19 protein-coding genes are annotated in these 17,562 nt (G+C 72.7%); 17 read left to right on the top strand and 2 right to left on the bottom strand.

Features of this window, described 5'->3' with window-relative positions; genetic code table 11:
- The first annotated feature begins 283 nt into the window (after positions 1–283).
- The 5 genes from ACIBCT_RS26235 to ACIBCT_RS26215 all read left to right on the top strand — a co-directional run bounded on the left by ACIBCT_RS26235 (position 284) and on the right by ACIBCT_RS26215 (position 3,932).
- Positions 284–682 (top strand): phage holin family protein, encoded by a 399-nt coding sequence (locus ACIBCT_RS26235; RefSeq protein WP_344900402.1) that lies wholly within the window; start codon positions 284–286, stop codon positions 680–682.
- On the top strand, positions 679–1,386 hold the full coding sequence (locus ACIBCT_RS26230) for a DUF3618 domain-containing protein (protein WP_399192844.1): 708 nt from the start codon (positions 679–681) through the stop codon (positions 1,384–1,386). Before ACIBCT_RS26235 ends, ACIBCT_RS26230 begins: the two co-directional genes overlap by 4 nt.
- A complete protein-coding gene (locus tag ACIBCT_RS26225) occupies positions 1,387–2,391 on the top strand; it encodes a YihY/virulence factor BrkB family protein (RefSeq protein ID WP_399192842.1) in 1,005 nt (334 codons plus the stop codon). It begins immediately after the preceding gene.
- Positions 2,392–2,894: 503 nt separating this feature from the next.
- Positions 2,895–3,461, top strand: coding sequence for a hypothetical protein (locus tag ACIBCT_RS26220; protein WP_399192840.1), 567 nt, complete (start codon positions 2,895–2,897; stop codon positions 3,459–3,461).
- A gap of 9 nt (positions 3,462–3,470) precedes the next feature.
- The gene (locus ACIBCT_RS26215) at positions 3,471–3,932 is read left to right on the top strand and encodes a VOC family protein (protein WP_399192838.1); all 462 of its coding nucleotides are present in this window, start codon (positions 3,471–3,473) and stop codon (positions 3,930–3,932) included.
- Positions 3,933–3,941: 9 nt separating this feature from the next.
- Here ACIBCT_RS26215 and ACIBCT_RS26210 read toward each other — a convergent pair whose 3' ends face one another.
- Positions 3,942–4,640 carry a TenA family protein gene (locus tag ACIBCT_RS26210; protein ID WP_399192836.1) on the bottom strand — a complete coding sequence of 233 codons (699 nt, stop codon included), beginning with the start codon at positions 4,638–4,640 and terminating at the stop codon, positions 3,942–3,944.
- 130 nt (positions 4,641–4,770) lie between these two features.
- Between ACIBCT_RS26210 and ACIBCT_RS26205 the strand changes: the two genes are divergently transcribed.
- The 4 genes from ACIBCT_RS26205 to ACIBCT_RS26190 all read left to right on the top strand — a co-directional run bounded on the left by ACIBCT_RS26205 (position 4,771) and on the right by ACIBCT_RS26190 (position 7,939).
- Positions 4,771–5,610 carry a FadR/GntR family transcriptional regulator gene (locus tag ACIBCT_RS26205; protein WP_399192834.1) on the top strand — a complete coding sequence of 280 codons (840 nt, stop codon included), beginning with the start codon at positions 4,771–4,773 and terminating at the stop codon, positions 5,608–5,610.
- Positions 5,611–5,657: 47 nt separating this feature from the next.
- Entirely contained in the window at positions 5,658–6,176 is a 519-nt protein-coding gene (locus ACIBCT_RS26200; RefSeq protein ID WP_399192832.1) for a MaoC family dehydratase, read from the top strand.
- A gap of 29 nt (positions 6,177–6,205) precedes the next feature.
- Positions 6,206–7,366, top strand: a complete 1,161-nt coding sequence (locus ACIBCT_RS26195) for an acyl-CoA dehydrogenase family protein (protein WP_399192830.1) — start codon at positions 6,206–6,208, stop codon at positions 7,364–7,366.
- Positions 7,367–7,498: 132 nt separating this feature from the next.
- Complete coding sequence (locus ACIBCT_RS26190) at positions 7,499–7,939, top strand: HIT family protein (RefSeq protein ID WP_399192828.1); 441 nt, start codon at positions 7,499–7,501, stop codon at positions 7,937–7,939.
- On the opposite strand, the gene ACIBCT_RS26185 is transcribed toward ACIBCT_RS26190, so the two are convergent.
- Positions 7,885–8,853 (bottom strand): EamA family transporter, encoded by a 969-nt coding sequence (locus ACIBCT_RS26185; RefSeq protein WP_399192826.1) that lies wholly within the window; start codon positions 8,851–8,853, stop codon positions 7,885–7,887. The two genes, ACIBCT_RS26190 and ACIBCT_RS26185, sit on opposite strands and share 55 nt — an antisense overlap.
- 39 nt (positions 8,854–8,892) lie before the next feature.
- Between ACIBCT_RS26185 and ACIBCT_RS26180 the strand changes: the two genes are divergently transcribed.
- The 8 genes from ACIBCT_RS26180 (at position 8,893) to ACIBCT_RS26145 (ending at position 17,304) form a co-directional block, all read left to right on the top strand.
- Positions 8,893–9,429 carry a MarR family winged helix-turn-helix transcriptional regulator gene (locus ACIBCT_RS26180; protein ID WP_399192824.1) on the top strand — a complete coding sequence of 179 codons (537 nt, stop codon included), beginning with the start codon at positions 8,893–8,895 and terminating at the stop codon, positions 9,427–9,429.
- A 65-nt stretch (positions 9,430–9,494) separates the two neighbouring features.
- On the top strand, positions 9,495–10,691 hold the full coding sequence (locus tag ACIBCT_RS26175; RefSeq protein ID WP_399192822.1) for a sensor histidine kinase: 1,197 nt from the start codon (positions 9,495–9,497) through the stop codon (positions 10,689–10,691).
- Positions 10,692–10,823: 132 nt separating this feature from the next.
- Entirely contained in the window at positions 10,824–11,585 is a 762-nt protein-coding gene (locus ACIBCT_RS26170; RefSeq protein ID WP_399193224.1) for a LytR/AlgR family response regulator transcription factor, read from the top strand.
- Positions 11,582–12,088, top strand: coding sequence for a hypothetical protein (locus tag ACIBCT_RS26165; RefSeq protein ID WP_399192820.1), 507 nt, complete (start codon positions 11,582–11,584; stop codon positions 12,086–12,088). The genes ACIBCT_RS26170 and ACIBCT_RS26165 overlap by 4 nt, the downstream gene beginning before the upstream one ends.
- A gap of 49 nt (positions 12,089–12,137) precedes the next feature.
- Positions 12,138–13,637, top strand: a complete 1,500-nt coding sequence (locus ACIBCT_RS26160; RefSeq protein ID WP_399192818.1) for a cation acetate symporter — start codon at positions 12,138–12,140, stop codon at positions 13,635–13,637.
- Between the two features lie 237 nt (positions 13,638–13,874).
- Complete coding sequence (locus tag ACIBCT_RS26155) at positions 13,875–15,167, top strand: MFS transporter (protein WP_399192816.1); 1,293 nt, start codon at positions 13,875–13,877, stop codon at positions 15,165–15,167.
- A gap of 170 nt (positions 15,168–15,337) precedes the next feature.
- Positions 15,338–15,697: a DUF485 domain-containing protein gene (locus tag ACIBCT_RS26150; protein ID WP_399192814.1), complete on the top strand. Its 360-nt coding sequence runs from the start codon at positions 15,338–15,340 to the stop codon at positions 15,695–15,697.
- Positions 15,694–17,304, top strand: a complete 1,611-nt coding sequence (locus tag ACIBCT_RS26145; RefSeq protein WP_399192812.1) for a cation acetate symporter — start codon at positions 15,694–15,696, stop codon at positions 17,302–17,304. The genes ACIBCT_RS26150 and ACIBCT_RS26145 overlap by 4 nt, the downstream gene beginning before the upstream one ends.
- Positions 17,305–17,562: the final 258 nt, after the last annotated feature.

Below are 17,562 nucleotides of genomic sequence, written 5' to 3'. Positions count from 1 at the left end.
GGACGCGGGGGGACGCGGGGGGACGCGGGGGGACGCGGGGGGACGCGGGGGGACGCGGGGGGACGCGGGGGGACGCGGGGGGACGCGGGGGGACGCGGGGGGACGCGGCCCGCCCGCGTGTCCTTCCCGGGCGGGCGTCCCGCGGCCCGGGGACGGTGCGGTCCCCGGCGCGTGCCCCGACACGTCCCCGCCCCGCCCGCCGATCCCTTGATCACGGCCGCGGGACGATGTTTGCCGTGGCCGGAGTGGGTAGACGCCTGTCCTGTAGGGGAGGAGGCACGCCATGACCAATGCCAAGGAGTCGCTGCCCACGTCCGAGCTGATCCGGCAGATGTCGGAACAGGTCTCGCGGCTGGTGAGGGACGAGCTCCGCCTGGCCAAGATCGAGCTGACCGAGAAGGGCAGGCACGCCGGGATCGGCGTCGGACTGTTCGGCGGCGCCGGGGTCGTGGCCCTGTTCGGGGGCGGATGCCTGGTCGCCGCGGTGGTCCTGCTGCTGGCGCAGGTCCTGCCCGCCTGGGCGGCGGCGGCGATCGTGGGCGCGGTACTGCTGGTCGTGGCCGGAGCGCTCGGCTTCTTCGGCAAGCGCCAGGTCACCGAGGCCGTGCCGCCGACCCCCGAACGGACCATCGAGAGCGTCAAGGACGACATCGACGCCGTGAAAGAGAGGGCGCACCGATGACTGAGACAGACCCGGGCGGGGCGCGTCCCCAGCCCGAGGCCGGAACCACCGGAGCCCGCCGCAAAGAGGTCGGCGAGCCCGTGACGCCGGAGGAGAGCGGGTCGCTGAACATCCCGCCCCGGCAGCCGGACGACGCGTCCGACGAGGAGGACGACCCCGGCACCGCGGCGTCCCGGCGCGACGGTGTGGCCCGGTCCCCGGAGGCGCTCAGCGCGGTCCCGGGCCCGGCGGACACCACCCCGTACGCCAACACCGGTGCGGGCAGCACCGAGGCGAAGATCGGAAAGACCGTCGGCGACGACGGGAACGACGCCGAGAGCGTGCGTCGTGACATCGAGGAGGCACGCCGAGAGCTCGGCGACACCGTGGAGGCACTGGTGCACAAGACCGACGTGAAGGCCCGGCTCCAGGAGACCGCGAGCCAGAAGGTCGACGACCTGCGCAAGGTGGGCGCGGCGACCGCGAGCAGCGCCACCGAGATGGTGGGACGGGTCAGGGCCGCCGCCCCGGAGATGGTCGGACGCGTCAGGGAGGCGGCTCCCGAGGTCGTCGGCCGGGTCAAGGAGGTGAGCCCCGTCGACATCAAGGACGCGGCGGGCAGGGTCACCACCGAGGCGGGCAAGCGTCCCGTCGCGACCGCGGCCGTGATGGCCGCGATCGCCCTGGTGCTCTTCAGGATCCTGCGGCGGGGCAAGAAGAAGTAGATGTCCCGCAGCGCCGGCGGAGCCGCTCCCGACACTTCGCGGGGGCGGCTCGCTCTCGTCCCCCGGACCCCCTCGGAGCTGCCCAGGCGGGCCTGGTGGGGGGTGCTCAAGCGCACCGTCTCGGAGTTCCAGGAGGACGGTCTGCCGGACTGGGCCGCGGCCCTCACCTACTACGGGGTGCTCTCGATCTTCCCCGGCCTGATCGTGCTGGTCTCCCTGCTGGGCCTGGTCGGCCAGGACGTGATCTCCAGCATCCTGGCCCAGGTCGCGATCCTCGCCCCGGGCGACGTCACGAAGCTGGTGAGCGACCAGATCACCCAGCTGCGCGGCAGCGGCGGCGCCAGGGGCGTCCTGGCCGTCGTCGGCCTGCTGGTCGCCCTGTGGTCGGCGTCGGGCTACATCGCCGCCTTCGTCCGAGCCGGGAACGCGATCTACGACATCCGCGAGGGACGCCCGCTGTGGAAGCTGACGCCGCTGCGGGTCGGGCTGACGCTGGTGTTCGTCGTCCTGATGGCCGCCGGGGCGGTGGCCGTCACCTTCACCGGCAGGCTGGCCGAGCTGGCGGGGAACGCGCTAGGTGTGGGGGAGACCGCGGTCGCCGTCTGGGACTACGCCAAGTGGCCGGTGCTGGTCCTGATCGCCACGGGGCTGGTGATGCTGCTCTACTGGGCCGCGCCCAACGTCCGCCAGCCGGGTTTCCGCTGGATCAGCCCCGGTGGCCTGCTGGCGGTGCTCCTGTGGGTCGTGGTCTCCGCCGGATTCGCGCTCTACGTCGCCAACTTCGGCTCCTACGACAAGACCTACGGCACGCTGGGCGCCGTCGTGGTCTTCCTGGTCTGGCTCTGGCTGTCCAACATGGCCCTGCTGCTGGGGGCCGAGTTCGACGCCGAGCTCATGCGGGGACGCCAGATCGTGGCGGGCCACCCGCCCGAGCAGGAGCCGTACGTGGAGCCCAGGGACGAGGCCGAGGACGAGGGGCCGGTCCCGGGTCCCGGCGAGCGCTGACCCCGCACTCCAAAATATCGAGAATTGCTGGATTTATAGCGAAATAGCACGAAGTAAAGCTCTGTTAAGCCTAACGCTTACTTCTCGGGGTAATCTGACCGTTTCCGGGTGGGCGGCGGACCCCCTCCACTCCGCCCGCCCGGGTCCGGGGCCCCGGAGGCACTCCGCCCGCTCAGTGCCCGCTCAGTGCCCGCTCAGTGCCCGCTCAGTGCCCGGCCGGGTCCGCCAGCGCCCACCCGGGTCCGCCAGCTGCCCATCAGTGCCCGCCGGTGCCCGCCGGTGCCCGGTCAGCTCCCGGGTCCGGTCAGGACCGGTCGCCTGTCGGGGTCCCTCGGACCTCGTGGAGGATCCCGGCGGGCTCTCCCCGCCCTGCGGCCGGACGCGCCTACGATGTCCCGTCGGCCGGAAGGGCGAACCGTCCATCGTGGACGCGAGGGAGCCCCGCCGGATGTAGCGTTCTGGAAGCAGGACACGTTCTCGGGGCAGGACACACCGGAGGTCGCATGCGCCGTGCTCTCGGGATCGTCGCCGGTCTCGTTCTCGTCGCCGCGGCCCTGGTGCCGCCACAGGCCCAGGCGAGCTGCGTCACCGCGGCGAAGAAGTGCCGGGGAGAGCCGCTGATCGGCATCGAGCTGGTGGCCGGGGCCGTCCCCCGCGCCGGTGATGGTGGCCGGGTCTCCTACACGCTCGACTACGCGATGACCCTGACCCCCTCCTTCGCCCCCTACTGGGGTGACTTCTGGGTGGGAGGCCGCTTCCCCCGGGGTGCGCGGGGCCCCGCCACGGCGACGCTCCTGGACGGCACCGGCAGGCGGCTCGCCGTGCTGGCCTGCCGCGAGCACGCCGACGGCGTCTGGTGCGCCGCCGGGAGCCACCTGCCGCCCCGCGGGCGGATCGTCTTCACGACCCGGCTCGCGCCGGACGGCCCGGGCACCGCCAGGCTCGGCTTCGACAGCTTCGAGGGGCTCGACCGGGAGCAGTCCGAGCGGCGCCGTACCCGCGCGCAGGCCCGCGAGAGGTTCTGCAACCACCGTTTCACCACGACCGTCACCACGACGCCTGACTCCTGAGGAGACGAGTTGAACGCCGTCCTGACCGGTGTGCACCATCTCAAGCTCTGGGTGAGCGACCTGCAGCGCAGCCGAGCCTGGTACGAACGCGTGCTGGGCCTGGAGCACCACATCAGCTTCCAGGACGACGACGGCGTGATCAGGGGCGTGAGCCTCCTCGTCCCCGGCGCGGGCTTCCAGATCGCGCTGCGGGAGAACCCCGCCCTGGCCGCCGCCCTCCGCGACGCCGACCCCTTCGCGCTCCAGGTCACCCGGGAGGGGCTCGACGCCTGGGTCGCCCGCCTGGACGAGCTGGGCGTCCCGCACACTCCGCTCATCAGGGCCTCGGCCGGTCACGCGCTCGGCTTCACCGACCCCGACGGCGTGCAGATCCGCCTGTACGCCCCCGACGAGGAGGTCCAGGCCGCCCAGGTGGACGCCGAGGGGGTCTACCGCTCCGCCCCCCCGGACCCGCCCGGCCCGGACCGGTGACGGGGGCGATCAGGACTCGGTGGCCATGTCGAAGAAGCGCCGCTCCAGCCGTACGGCACGGCGGAAGACGTCGAGCACGCGGAGCCGTTCCTCCTCGCCGAGGCGGGGCCCCAGCCGGTCCAGCTCGCCGCGGATGAACTGCACCCAGGCGCGGAACTCCGGCCCCTCGTGCAGCTCGATCCACTCGCGGTGCACGAAGTTCCGCGGCAGCGGCCCGGTGGCCCGGCTCGCCCACCCCAGGTAGGACCACTCGGCCACGCAGAGCAGCGCCAGGACGGTCGGGTAGTCCAGGCTGCGCCTGGCCTCGTCCATCAGGGCGCGGAACTCCTCGGTGACCGGCTCCAGCCGGGGGGAGGTCAGGTCGCCGGGGGTGGCGCCGAGCGCCTCCAGGGCCCGGTCGAAGTACGTCAGCTCCTCCGAGGTGGCCGTCTGTCCGAGGAAGCGGCCGAACGGCACCCGTGACTCGAAGGTGTCCGCGCTGGCCACGGCCGCGCCGAGCAGGGCCGTGAAGGAGTCGACGAACTGCAGGTCCTGGATCAGGTAGCGCCGCATCGCGGCGTCGGGGACGTCGCCCCGGGTGATCGAGGCGGCGAACGGATGGTTCACCACCGCGGTCCACTCGGGCTCGCTCAGCGAGCGCAGCCACTCGCTGAAGGAAGGGTCCGCGGCACCCGCCCGCCACTCGTCGTAGGGAACGACCTGCTCCACCGGTCTTCTCCTCGCGCTCCGGCCTTCCGGCCCGTCCGCATCGCCGTCAGCGTGAATGCTAACCCCTCGGGTGCGGCCGCGGCGGTCGCGGGACGCGCCGCTGTGAGGCGCTTTCCCCTACGATCGCCGGGTGACCGCCTACCAGGCACTCGCCGCGGACCTGCGCCGTCGCATCGTCTCGGGGGAGTTCCGGCCGGGGGACCGGTTGCCCGTCGAACCCGAGCTGTGCGCCGGGTACGGCGTCAGCCGCAGCACGGTCCGCGAGGCGCTGCGGCTGCTGACCAGCCAGAACCTGATCAGGACCGTGCGCGGGACGGCCGGGGGCAGCTTCGTCGCCCACCCCGACCCCGACCACATCAGCGCCTACCTGGAGACCAGCGTTGACATGATGCGGCCGGGCATCGACCAGCTCACCGAGATCAGGGAGCTGCTGGAGGTGCCCGCGGCCGGGCTGGCCGCCCTGCGCCGTACCGGGACCGACCTGGAGGCGCTGCGGGACTGCATCGCCGGCGCGCGCGGCCGCGCGGCCGGGGAGGTCTTCGCGCCCAACCGCGACTTCCACGTGGTGCTCCTGCGCGCCGCGGGCAACCCGCTGCTGGAGATCGTGGCCCGGCCGGTCTTCGAGGTGCTGGAGGGGCGCTTCGTCCGGGACCGCGCGCCCCGCGCCGCCCTCGACGCCATCGACCGCGAGCACAGGATCGTGCTGCGCCACGTCGAGGCCGGGGACGCCGAGGGCGCCCGCGAGGCCACCCGCAGGCACCTGGAGAACCTCAGGACGGTCTACTACCCGAGCGTGGAGCGGCCCCCCGCCCCCGCCCCCGGTCCCGGTCCCGGTCCCGGTCCGGGTCCCGATCCCGCCGGGCACGGCGCGGAACCGCGGGACCCCGCCCTCGCCGGCCGGGACCCAGCGGCCCGCGGTTCCGTACCGGACACGGGGGAAGAAATGCCCGAGCGGGCCATTGACCGGTAAAACGTCAGACGATTAGCGTCAAGGTCCCGCCGTCCAGGGGAGAGACCGTGACCGTGCACGAACCCGGCCTGGGCCGGTACTACGAGGACTTCGTCGTCGGCGACGTCTACCGGCACCCGCTCGGCCGCACGATCAGCGAGGCCGACAACACCTGGTTCACCCTGCTGACGATGAACACCAACCAGAACCACTTCAACGCCCACTTCGCCGCGCGCGCCCCGGTCGGGAGGATCATCGTCAACTCCGGGCTGACCGTGGCCGTCGTGCTCGGCCTCTCGGTGATCGACGTCAGCCAGACCGCCCTGATGAACCTCGGCTGGGACGAGATCAGGCTCACCCACCCGGTCTTCCTGGGCGACACCCTGTACGCGGAGTCGATCGTGGTGGAGAAGCGCGAGTCGAGGTCCCGCCCGTACGCGGGGATCGTCACCTGCCGGACCCGCGGGCTCAACCAGGACGGCGACGAGGTCATGTCCTGGCGCCGCGCGGTGATGGTCTACCGCCGCGACGCCCCGCACGACAAGAACTACTTCCCGCAGGCCAAGAACGGCCCGCTCACCCCCTGAGGGGCGCCTCCTTCCGAAAGGACCTCGCGATGGACTTCGAGCTCAACGAGGAACAGCAGCTGTTCCGCCGGACCCTGCGGGAGTTCGTCGACAAGGAGATCGTGCCGGTCGCCCCCGAGTGGGAACGGACCGGCCGCTACCCCACGGAGATCGTCGAGGGGTTCGGGCGGATGGGGCTGTTCGGCATCACGATCCCCGAGGAGTACGGCGGGCTGGCGCTGGACCGGGTGTCGTTCGCCCTGGTCTTCGAGGAGATCGCGCGCGGCTGGATGGGCGTGGCCGGGGTGCTCGGCTCGCACTCGCTGGCCTCCTGGATGATCGCCAGGTACGGCACCGAGGAGCAGAAGGACGCCTACCTGCCCGACCTGGCCACCGGTGCCCGCCGTACCGGCATCGCGCTGACCGAACCGGCGGCCGGCACCGACCTGCAGGGCATCCAGACCCGGGCCGTCCGTGACGGCGACCACTACGTGATCAACGGCACCAAGACCTGGATCACCAACGCCCGGCACGCCGACCCGATGCCCGTGCTGGTCAAGACCTCGCTGACCGACCCGGCGCACCGCGGCATGTCGCTGATCCTCGTCGAGGCCGGCACCCCCGGCTACACCGTCAGCCGGGACCTGCCCAAGCTCGGCTACAAGGGCACCGAGACCTGCGAGATCGTGCTGCAGGACGTGCGCGTCCCGGTGTCGGCGCTGCTCGGCGGGACCGAGGGGCGGGGCATGCAGCAGGCGCTGTCCGCGCTGGAGCTCGGCCGGGTCAACATCGCGGCCCGCGCGGTCGGCCTGTCCCAGTGCGCCTACGACGCCGCGCTGAGCTACTCGCGCGAGCGCCACGCCTTCGGGCAGCCGATCGCCGGCTTCCAGGCCGTCCAGCTCAAGCTCGCCGACATGGCCACCGACATCCAGGCGGCCCGGCTGCTGACCTACTGGGCGGCGGTCCGCTCCGAGAGCGGCGCGGTGAACTCCGAGGCCGCCATGGCCAAGTACTTCGCGTCCGAGGTCGCGCTGCGCGCCACCATGGAGGCCATGCGGATCCACGGCGGGTACGGCTACTCGCAGGAGTTCGTCCTGGAGCGGCTCTACCGGGACGCGCCCCTGATGGCCATCGGCGAGGGCACCAACGACATCCAGCGCATGGTCATCGCCAGATCCCTGATCTCCGGGAGCGCCAAGGTCGGCTGGTGACCACCGCCACGGCACCCGCACCGCTGTGCCCCCGGCCCGCGCTCCGCGCCGGCCGCGCCGGCCGCGCCGTCCACGCATCCGGCGGGTCCGGCGGGTCCGGAACGACGGCCGGTCCTGCCCTATCCTGGCGTGATGCCGGATGAGGAGTGCCTGTTCTGCGCCATCGCGGCCGGGGAGCGCCCGGGCCACGTCGTCTTCTCCGACGACGTGGGCGCGGCCTTCCTGGACGTCCGGCCGGTCTTCAAGGGGCACGTGCTGGTGGTCCCGCGCGCCCATGCCGAGACGCTGACGGACCTCCCGGTGCCGCTGGTCGGCCCGTTCTTCGAGCGCGTCCGCGCCGTCGCCGGCGCCGTGGAGCGGGGGCTGGGGGCGGGCGGCACGTTCGTGGCGATGAACAACCGGATCAGCCAGAGCGTCCCGCACCTGCACGCCCACGTCGTCCCGCGCAACCGCAAGGACGGCCTGCGCGGCTTCTTCTGGCCCCGGACGAAGTACGACGACCCGGCCGAGGCCGAGTCCTACGCCCGCCGCGTCCGCGAGGCCCTGGACGGCTCCCTCCCGTCGGACGGCTGAGCCTCCGCCGCGCCGCGCGACCCGGCCCCCCGTCCCGCCCGGCTCCGGACGAGCGCCACCAGACGGGCCGCGGCGGGCTGCCCCAGGAGGACCCCGAGCAGGGTCAGCGCCAGCCCGCAGAGCTGCCGCGCGGTGAGCGCCTCCCCGGCGACCGTCGTGCCGAGCAGCACCCCGGTCACCGGGTTCAGCAACCCGGCCAGTCCCACGGTGCCCGTCGGCAGGTGCCTCAGCCCGGCGAACCAGGCGACGAAGGCCAGGGCCGTGGCCACCACGGTGACGTACCCGAACGCGAGGAGCGCGGGTCCGTCCAGCTCCGGCGGCGGGCCCTCCAGCACGACGGCGAAGGGCAGCAGGACGACCCCGCCGGCGATGAGCTGCCAGGAGGTCGACGCCGTCACGTCGGTGTCCGCGTCGTTCCACCTCTTGGCCAGCACGTGACCGATCGACGACATCACCATGGCCGCGACCGAGGCGAGCACGCCGAGGGCGTCGACGGCGGCCACGCCGGTGAACAGCATGAGGCACACCCCGGTGACACCGGCGCCCGCTCCGGCCAGGTGCGCGACCCGCGGGCGTTCCGACAGCAGCGGCCAGGCCAGGAGCATCATCACCACGGGCGACGTCGCCATGATCGTCGAGGCGACGCTCGTCGGCAGCAGCTGGGCCGCGAGGTAGATCAGCGCGAAGAACGCGCTCATGTTGAGGGTCCCCAGGACCACCGACCGCCACCACCACGACCCGCGCGGAAGCCTCCGGGCGACCAGGAGGAGCAGCAGCCCCGCGGGCAGTGCCCGGACGGCCGCGCCGTACAGGGGGTGGTCGGGCGGCAGGAAACGGTGGGTGACGAAGTAGGTCGTCCCCCACGCGACCGGCGCCAGCGCCGTGACCGGCACCCACCGGAAATTACCTTCCATGGAAGACAATATAGCTTCCATGGAAGCTATGCTCGTCCCATGAGCGAACCCCTGGACCACGTGGCCCGCATCCAGCGGGAGTGGGCCCGCGAACGCCCGGATGTGGACGTGAGCCCGCAGGGGGTCATCGGGCGCCTGCACCGCCTGGCCGGGCACCTCACCGAACAGCTCTGCGTCGTCTACCGCAGGTACGGGCTCTCGGAGGGGGACTTCGACGTCCTGGCCACCCTGCGGCGCGGGGGCCCGCCCTTCGAGCGCGCCCCGGGCGAGCTCGCCGCCTTCACCATGGTCACCACCGGCGCGATGACCAAGCGCGTCGACCGGCTCGAACGCGACGGGCTCGTCACCCGCCGTCGCAGCGAGAGCGACGGCCGGGGGAGGGTGGTCGCGCTCACCGTCGCGGGCAGGGAGCTGATCGACCGGGCGTTCGCCGAGCACATGCGCAACGAGCGCCGCCTCCTCGACGAGCTGCCCCCCGGGCAGGCCGCGCGGCTGGAGGAGATCCTGACCACCTGGCTGGCCCGCTTCGAGACCCCGTACGGGCACGGGACCGAGTCCTCACCGCCCCTGTCCTGATGAGGAAAGCTCCGTGATCTCCATGGACGAGGCACGGACGGGACGAGGAGTATAAGGTCCGGAGCGTGGAACCCGTCGTCGCCGTGCTGCTGGTCATCGCCCTGGTCGGCGTGCCCGCGCTGGTGCTGTGGCGGGTGCTGCGCGGGCGCCGGGAGCTGGGCAGCAGCCCGGCGGAGCGGGCCACGTTCGAGACCCTGCACACCGCCTCGCTGGCCGCGCCGCCGCTGCGGGCCGGGCTGACCGAGGCCGGCGCGCAGAAGGCGTCCCGGTACCTGCGCGAGCTGCTGGGCTCCCCGGCGCTGGCCATCACCGACGAGAAGCGGCTGCTGGTCTACGACGGGGAGGGCGACCACCACGCCCGGGACGCGTTCACCCACGCCGACAGGACCCTCGCCGGGGGGCGGACCAGGGTGCTGGGCCCGGAGGTCGTCTCGTGCGACCTGCCCGAGTGCCCGATCAGGTTCGCCGTGGTGGTGCCGCTCACCACCGACGGCCGGGTGGTCGGTTCCCTGGCCGCGTACGGCGGGCACGCCTCGGCCGGGCTGGTCAGGGCCGTCCACGAGGTCGCCAGCTGGGTGGACTCGCAGCTGGAGCTGGCCGAGCTCGACCGGTCCAGGACGCGCCTGATGGAGGCCGAGGTGCGGGCGCTGCGGGCGCAGATCTCCCCGCACTTCATCTACAACTCGCTGACCACGATCGCCAGCTTCGTCCGCTCCGACCCGGACCGCTCCCGCGAGCTGCTGCTGGAGTTCGCCGACTTCACCCGCTACTCCTTCCGGCGGCACGGGGAGTTCACCACGCTGGCCGAGGAGCTGCGCTCGATCGACCGGTACCTGACCCTGGAACGTGCCCGCTTCGGCGACCAGCTCCACGTGACGCTCCGCATCGCCCCGGAGGTGCTGCCGGTGGCGGTGCCCTTCCTGTGCCTGCAGCCGCTGGTGGAGAACGCCGTCCAGCACGGGCTGGAGAGCAAGCCGGGGGTCGGGCGCATCTCGATCATCGCCGAGGACGCCGGGGCCGAGTGCCGGATCAGCGTGGAGGACGACGGCGTCGGCATGGAGCCGGCCCGCCTGCGCCGCATCCTGGCCGGTGACGCCGACGAGCGCTCCGGGGCCGGGGGGGTGGGGCTGGTCAACGTGGACGAACGGCTGCGCCAGGTCTACGGTGACGAGTACGGCCTGGTGGCGGAGACGGCCAAGGGGGCGGGCACGAAGGTCAGCGTCCGCCTGCCGAAGTATCATCCGGGTGTCTCGGCCCGTTGAACCCGAGCCCGGCCGGCCGGTGACCACCACGTCCGCCGTCGGGGGCCCCGCTCGCGACCACGAAGAGTTGACAGGCGATGTCTGATTCATCACCCTCAGAAATTCCCACGTGAACGATCCGGAGGGGTGACCGTGACCGGCCTGCGCGTCCTCGCGGTGGACGACGAGCTTCCCGCGCTGGAGGACCTGGCCTACCTGCTGCGGGACGACCCCCGGATCGCGGAGGTCTCCCTGGCCAGGGACGGGGCCGCGGCGCTGCGCGTCCTGGACCGGGCGATCGCCGACGGCCGGCCGATCGACGCGGTCTTCCTCGACATCCGGATGCGCGGCCTGGACGGGGTGGTGCTCGGCCGGCTGCTCTCCCAGTTCGCCAACCCGCCCCGGGTGGTCTTCGTGACGGCCTACGAGGAGCACGCGGTCGACGCCTTCGAGATCAAGGCCGAGGACTACCTGCTCAAGCCGGTCCGGCCGGAGCGGCTGGCCGAGGCCATCCGGCGGGTGTTCGTCTCGGCCGAGCTGCCGGAGAGCGAGGCCGCGGGCCGCACCGACCCCGACACCATCCCGGTCGAGCTCGGCGGCGTCACCCGCTTCGTGGCCAGCACCGAGGTCCGCTACGTCGAGGCGCAGGGCGACTACGCCCGCCTGCACACCGCGGGCGGCAGCCACCTGGTGCGCATCTCGCTGGCCACCCTGGAGGAGCGCTGGGCCTCGGCCGGGTTCGTCCGGGTGCACCGCAGCCACCTGGTCGCGGTCAAGCACATCGACGAGCTGCACATCGACTCGGGCCGGTGCGTGGTCCGCATCGGCGAGACCGAGATCCCGGTCAGCCGGCGCCACACCCGCGAGCTGCGGGACCTGCTGGTCCGCCGGGCGCGCAAGGGCCGGTCCGAGTGAGCCGCGAGTCCGAGCCCGAGCGGGGCGCCGAGCCGCGCCGCTGGATCGCCGAGCTGTCCCGCCGGGACCCCGACCGCTCCCGCAGGGACTCCGAGCGCTCCAGGAAGGATCCCGACCGGCCGCGCCGGGAGCCCGAGCGGCCCCGGCGCGAGGTGGTGACGAGCCCCCGGACCCTGGCCCCGCGCCACCCCCGCTACCCGGTCACCCGCGAGATCGACGAGCAGACCCGGCTGGGCGAGGTCTACATGCGCTCGCTGATCCGTACCCAGTTCCGGCTGGCCCTGTTCGTCTGCACGGTGCTGGCCTGCGTGGTGGGCGGCCTGCCGCTGCTGTTCCTGCTGGTGCCCGACCTGCGCGCGGTCCACCTGCTGGGGATCCCGCTGCCCTGGGCGGTGCTGGCCGGCCTGATCTACCCGGCGTTCGTGATCGGCGCCTGGCTCTACGTCCGGCAGGCGGAGCGCAACGAGCGCCACTTCGCCGAGCTGGTGGACCGGGCCCGTTGACCCCCCGCCCGGGGCCCGGAGCCCTCCCGAACCCGCGGAAAGGCGTCGGATGAGCACCGCGTACGGGGTGACGGCGGTCGTGCTGGTGGTGCTGGCGGCGGTGCTGATCGGCGCGTTCGGCATCAGGCTGTCGCGGACCACCTCCGACTTCTACGTCGCCTCGCGCACCGTCTCCCCGCTGTGGAACGCCTCCGCCATCGGCGGGGAGTACCTGTCGGCCGCGAGCTTCCTGGGCATCGCCGGGCTGATCCTCACCTACGGCGCGGACATGCTCTGGCTGCCGGTCGGCTGGACGGGCGGCTACCTGGTGCTGCTGGTGCTGGTCTCGGCGCCGCTGCGGCGCTCGGGCGCGTACACGCTGCCCGACTTCGCCGAGGCGCGGCTGGAGTCGATGGCGGTACGGCGGATGGCCGGGGTGCTGGTCGTGCTGATCGGCTGGCTGTACCTGATGCCGCAGTTCCAGAGCGCCGGCCTGGTCCTGCGGGCCATCACCGGCGCCCCCGACTGGGCCGGGGGGCTGCTGGTGGCGGCGGTGGTCGCGGTGAACGTGATGTCCGGCGGCATGCGGTCGATCACGTTCGTCCAGGCGTTCCAGTACTGGCTGAAGCTCACCGCGCTGGCCGTGCCGCTGGTCTTCCTGCTGCTGGCCTGGCGGGACGGCGGGGCGCCGGGGCTGAGCGCGCGGGACGCGGCCGTCTGGGCCCTGCCGCTGGCCGGTGACCGGGAGTACGGCCTGTACTCGACCTACTCGCTGATCCTGGCCACGTTCCTGGGCACCATGGGGCTGCCGCACGTGCTGGTGCGGTTCTACACCAACCCCGACGGCCGGGCCGCCCGCCGCACCACGCTGGTGGTCCTGTCGCTGCTGGGGGCGTTCTACCTGCTGCCGGCCGTCTACGGCGCGCTGGGGCGGATCTACGTCCCGGAGCTGGAGGGCAGCGACACGGTGGTGCTCGCGCTGCCCGGCCACCTGATCGGCGGGGTGGCCGGCGACCTGCTGACGGCGCTGGTGACGGCCGGGGCGTTCGCGGCGTTCCTGTCGACCTCCTCCGGGCTGACGGTCTCGGTCGCCGGGGTGATCGGCCAGGACATCCTCAAGGGCGGGGTGCGCTCGTTCCGGGCCGCCGCGGTGCTGGCGGTGATCGTGCCGCTGGCGCTGGCCACCGCGGCCCGCTCGCTGCCGGTCGCCGACGTCGTGGGGCTGGCGTTCGCGGTGGCGGCCTCCTCCTTCTGCCCGCTGCTGGTGCTGGGCATCTGGTGGCGGCGGCTGACGCCCGCGGGCGCGATGGCCGGGCTGCTCGCCGGGGGCGGCCTGGCCTGCACGGCGGTGCTGATGACGATCGGCGGAGGCCCGCACTCCGGCCTGCTCGGCGCGCTGCTGGCCCAGCCCGCGGCCTGGACGGTCCCGATCGCGTTCCTCGTCATGGTGGTGGCCTCGCTGCTGACGCCGTCGCGGATCCCGCCGAACGTGGCGCGGACCATGGTGCGTCTGCACACCCCCGAGACCCTCGACCTGGACCGGGGCGACTGGCGGCCCCGGTCCTCTTGACGGGTCCGGCGACCTATGGCGGAATGACCGTTATGAGGGTTTATTTAGGCTGCTTTGATTAGGTTTGTTACTTATCGGCTTTGATGGTGAGGCGCCCGCCGGGACCGGCGGTGCCGCCGGTGTCGCCGGTGCTCTCGGTGTCGCCGGTGTCGCCGGTGTCGCCGGTGTCGCCGGTGTCGCCGGCGCCGCCGGTGCGCCGTCCCGGGACCGGCCGGTGCGCCGGCTCTCCGGCCGGCGGTGACGCCTGAGGTCCTGAGGCTGCCCCGGTTCAGGCTCGTCTACGTCGGGATGGCCGTCAGCCTGCTCGGTGACGCCTCGCTGCTGCTGATCCCCGCGATCCTGGCCAAGAGGCTCACCGGCTCGGACGGCGCCGCGGGCCTGACCCTGTTCTTCTTCACGCTCCCGCTCTGCCTGTCGCCCTTCTTCGGGTACCTGATCGACCGTACGGACCGCAGAAGGCTCCTGGTGGTCACCTGCCTGCTGTCGGGGGTCGCGCTCCTCCCGCTGGTCGCGGTCACCGGGCCGGACACGTTCTGGCTGGTCTACCCGGTCTCCGCGGCCATGGGCTGCTCGTACGCGGTGATCTTCGCGGCGCTCGGCGGGCTGCTCAAGACCATGCTGCCCGAGCGGCTGCTCGGGCAGGCCAACGGCGCCCTGCACACCACCCGGCAGGGGCTGCGCCTGGTCGGGCCGCTGCTGGGCGTGGCGATCCACGCCGCGTTCGGGATCGGCGCGCTGGTGCTGTTCGACGTGGTCACCTTCCTGGTGGCCGCCACGGTCTTCGCGGCGCTGCCGGTGGCGGCCGCGGCCCGCCCCGCCCCGGGAGGCACTGTGAAAAGCGCCCCGGGAACCGTCTCGGGAGGCGCCCCCGGAGGTGCCCGGGGCGGTGTCCCGGGAGGCGCCCCGGGCGCCGGTCCGGTCCCGCGCACCCGGCCGGTCAGGGAGGAGTTCTGGGCCGGGGCGCGGCACCTGTCCGCCGACCCGCCGCTGCGCCGCGCGGCCGGGGCGTCCTGCCTGATGTTCACGCTGGCCGGGGCCACCGAGTCGCTGATCTTCGCCGTCATCGAGCACGGGCTCGGCAGGTCGCCCGAGTTCACCGCGCTCACCTCCGTGGCCATGGGGCTCGGGGCGATCGCCGGGGGACTGCGGGGTCCCGCGCTGATGGCGCGCAGGGGAGAGCTGTTCGTGATCGGCGCGGGCATCGTGCTGTACGGCGTGGCGATCCTGTCCTGGGTGGTCCCGGCCGAGACGGTCGTGCTGGCCGCGATGGCGGTCGCCGGTGCCGGGCTGACCATGGAGGGGGTGGCCAGGGCGACCCTGGTGCAGCGTCGCAGCCCCGGTCACCTGGTGGGACGGGTCTCCACCGCGTTCGAGTCCCTGGCCGGGGTCACCCAGCTGTTCTCCCTGCTCGCGGGCGCGGCGCTGGTGTCGGTGGTCGACTACCGCGCCCTGCTGGTCCTGGTGGGCCTGACGGTGTGCTGCGCCGGGGGTCACGCCCTCCGGGGACGGGCCCGGTCCGTCACCGGATGACACCGCGCCCCATCCGCGGGTGACCGGCCGGACGGCTCCGGTGACCGTTCGTCGTACAAGACGGACCTTTCACCGCAGGACATATCCAACTGAACGCGACTCGGCGGCGCCTCGGCGAAGAGACCGCGTACGGGTCTCCACGGAGGGTAGCGTCGCCCCCTACGTTGTCCGTGATCCAGATCACATTTGTGGGAGGTCTTGTGACCGCCAGGCAACACGATTCATCGGTCTATGAACAGATTCAGGCCAGCGAACAGTTCCAGGAGCTGAGGCGCCGTTTCCGGGCGTGGGCGTTCCCGATGACGGCCGCTTTCCTCGCCTGGTACCTGTTGTACGTCATCCTGTCGGCCTGGGCCCGTGACTTCATGGGCACGAAGGTCATCGGCAACATCAACGTGGCGCTGATCTTCGGTCTGCTCCAGTTCGTGTCGACGTTCGGCATCGCCTGGGCCTACTCCCGCTTCGCCGGCAGGAGGCTCGACCCGCTGGCCGACGAGATCCGCCACGACACCGAGGGGAAGAGCGAATGAGCAGCCAGACGCTGTCCACGATCCTGTTCCTGCTCTTCGTCGTGGTGACGCTGGGGATCACCTTCTGGGCCAGCCGCAACACCAAGGACGCCACCGACTACTACGCCGGGGGCCGGGGCTTCAGCGGCGTGCAGAACGGCCTGGCCATCGGCGGCGACTACATGTCGGCCGCGAGCTTCCTGGGCATCGCCGGCATCATCGCGCTGTCGGGCTACGACGGCTTCCTGTACTCGATCGGCTTCCTGGTCGCCTGGCTGGTGGCGCTGCTGCTGGTCGCCGAGCTGATGCGCAACTCCGGCAAGTTCACCATGGCCGACGTGCTGGCCTTCCGGATGAGCCCCCGCCCGGTCCGCACGGCCGCCGGCGTCTCCACCATCACGGTGTCGATCTTCTACCTGCTGGCCCAGATGGTCGGCGCGGGCGCGCTGGTCGGCCTGCTGCTCGGCGTCACCTCGCCGACGGGCAAGGCGCTCACCATCATCGGCGTCGGCGCCCTGATGATCGTCTACGTGGTGATCGGCGGCATGAAGGGCACCACCTGGGTGCAGATCGTCAAGGCCGTGCTGCTGATGGGCGGCGCCGCCCTGATCACCCTGCTGGTGCTCGCCCACTACGGTTTCAACCTGTCGGGCCTGCTGGGCGACGCCGCCACGCAGAGCGGCAAGGGCGACGCCTTCCTGGCGCCGGGCCTGAAGTACGGCACCGAGGCGCAGGGCCTCGCGGGCAAGATCGACCTGATCAGCCTGGGCCTGGCGCTGGTGCTCGGCACCGCCGGCCTGCCGCACATCCTGATCCGCTTCTACACGGTCCCCACCGCCAAGGACGCCCGCAAGTCCGTCCTGTGGGGCATCGGCATCATCGGTGTCTTCTACCTGCTCACCCTGGTGCTCGGCTTCGGCGCGGCGGCGCTCGTCGGAGGCAAGGCGATCGCGGCGCAGGACAAGGCGGGCAACACGGCGGCACCGATGCTCGCCGAGGAGATCGGCAAGCAGATATTCGGCGACGTCGGCGGCACCGTCCTGCTGGCCGTGATCGCGGCGGTCGCCTTCGCCACGATCCTGGCGGTCGTCGCCGGGCTGACCTTGGCCTCCAGTTCCTCCTTCGCCCACGACCTGTACGCGCACGTGTTCAAGCGCGGCAACGTGACCGACAAGGAGGAGGTCATGGTCGCCCGGATCTCGGCCTTCGTCATCGGCGCGATCTCGATCGGGCTCGGCATCCTCGCCCAGGGGCAGAACGTGGCGTTCCTGGTGGCGCTCGCCTTCGCGGTGGCCGCCTCCGGCAACCTGCCCGCGATCCTCTACAGCCTGTTCTGGAAGCGGTTCAACACGGCGGGGGCGGTCTCGGCCATCTACGGCGGCCTGGTCTCCGCGCTGGTCCTGGTGATCTTCTCGCCGGTCGTCTCGGGCAGCGCCACCTCGCTGTTCCCCGACGCGAACTTCGCCTGGTTCCCGCTGAGCAATCCCGGCATCGTCTCGATCCCGATCGGCTTCCTGGCCGGGTTCATCGGCGCGCGGCTCAGCAAGGAGTACAGCGCCGGCAAGTACGCCGAGATCGAGGTCCGCTCGCTCACCGGCGTCGGCATGGAGCGGGCCAGCAAGCACTGACCGGCGGTGACGGGTACCCCCCGGCACGCCCGGCCGTCACCGGCCGGACCCGGGACCGGCGGCATCGAGGACGCCGCCGGTCCCGGTGAGGTTCCCGGAGGGGACCACCGGATCCGGACAGGATCCGGGCCGGTCCCCGACCGGCCCGGGGGGGGGGGGGGGGGGCCGGCGCCGCGCGCGGCCCCGCCCGCCCCCCCGCCCCCGCGGCACGACGCGGGACAAGCACACCCCAGCCGAGACCACCCCGCAGAGCGGGAC

The sequence above is a fragment of the Streptosporangium sp. NPDC050855 genome, from assembly GCF_044456585.1.
In the GTDB taxonomy this organism is placed as follows: Bacteria; Actinomycetota; Actinomycetes; order Streptosporangiales; family Streptosporangiaceae; genus Streptosporangium; species Streptosporangium longisporum.
The sequence above is the reverse complement of the archived record's forward strand: the minus strand, read 5'-3'. Positions and strand labels throughout refer to the sequence as shown.

Coding starts and splice junctions, on each gene's coding strand:
- ACIBCT_RS26190 (WP_399192828.1), top strand. CDS start 7,499: ATGCCGGATGAGGAGTGCCTGTTCTGCGCCATCGCGGCCGGGGAGCGC.
- ACIBCT_RS26185 (WP_399192826.1), bottom strand. CDS start 8,853: ATGGAAGGTAATTTCCGGTGGGTGCCGGTCACGGCGCTGGCGCCGGTC.
- ACIBCT_RS26225 (WP_399192842.1), top strand. CDS start 1,387: ATGTCCCGCAGCGCCGGCGGAGCCGCTCCCGACACTTCGCGGGGGCGG.
- ACIBCT_RS26160 (WP_399192818.1), top strand. CDS start 12,138: ATGAGCACCGCGTACGGGGTGACGGCGGTCGTGCTGGTGGTGCTGGCG.
- ACIBCT_RS26145 (WP_399192812.1), top strand. CDS start 15,694: ATGAGCAGCCAGACGCTGTCCACGATCCTGTTCCTGCTCTTCGTCGTG.
- ACIBCT_RS26220 (WP_399192840.1), top strand. CDS start 2,895: ATGCGCCGTGCTCTCGGGATCGTCGCCGGTCTCGTTCTCGTCGCCGCG.
- ACIBCT_RS26180 (WP_399192824.1), top strand. CDS start 8,893: ATGAGCGAACCCCTGGACCACGTGGCCCGCATCCAGCGGGAGTGGGCC.
- ACIBCT_RS26235 (WP_344900402.1), top strand. CDS start 284: ATGACCAATGCCAAGGAGTCGCTGCCCACGTCCGAGCTGATCCGGCAG.
- ACIBCT_RS26230 (WP_399192844.1), top strand. CDS start 679: ATGACTGAGACAGACCCGGGCGGGGCGCGTCCCCAGCCCGAGGCCGGA.
- ACIBCT_RS26195 (WP_399192830.1), top strand. CDS start 6,206: ATGGACTTCGAGCTCAACGAGGAACAGCAGCTGTTCCGCCGGACCCTG.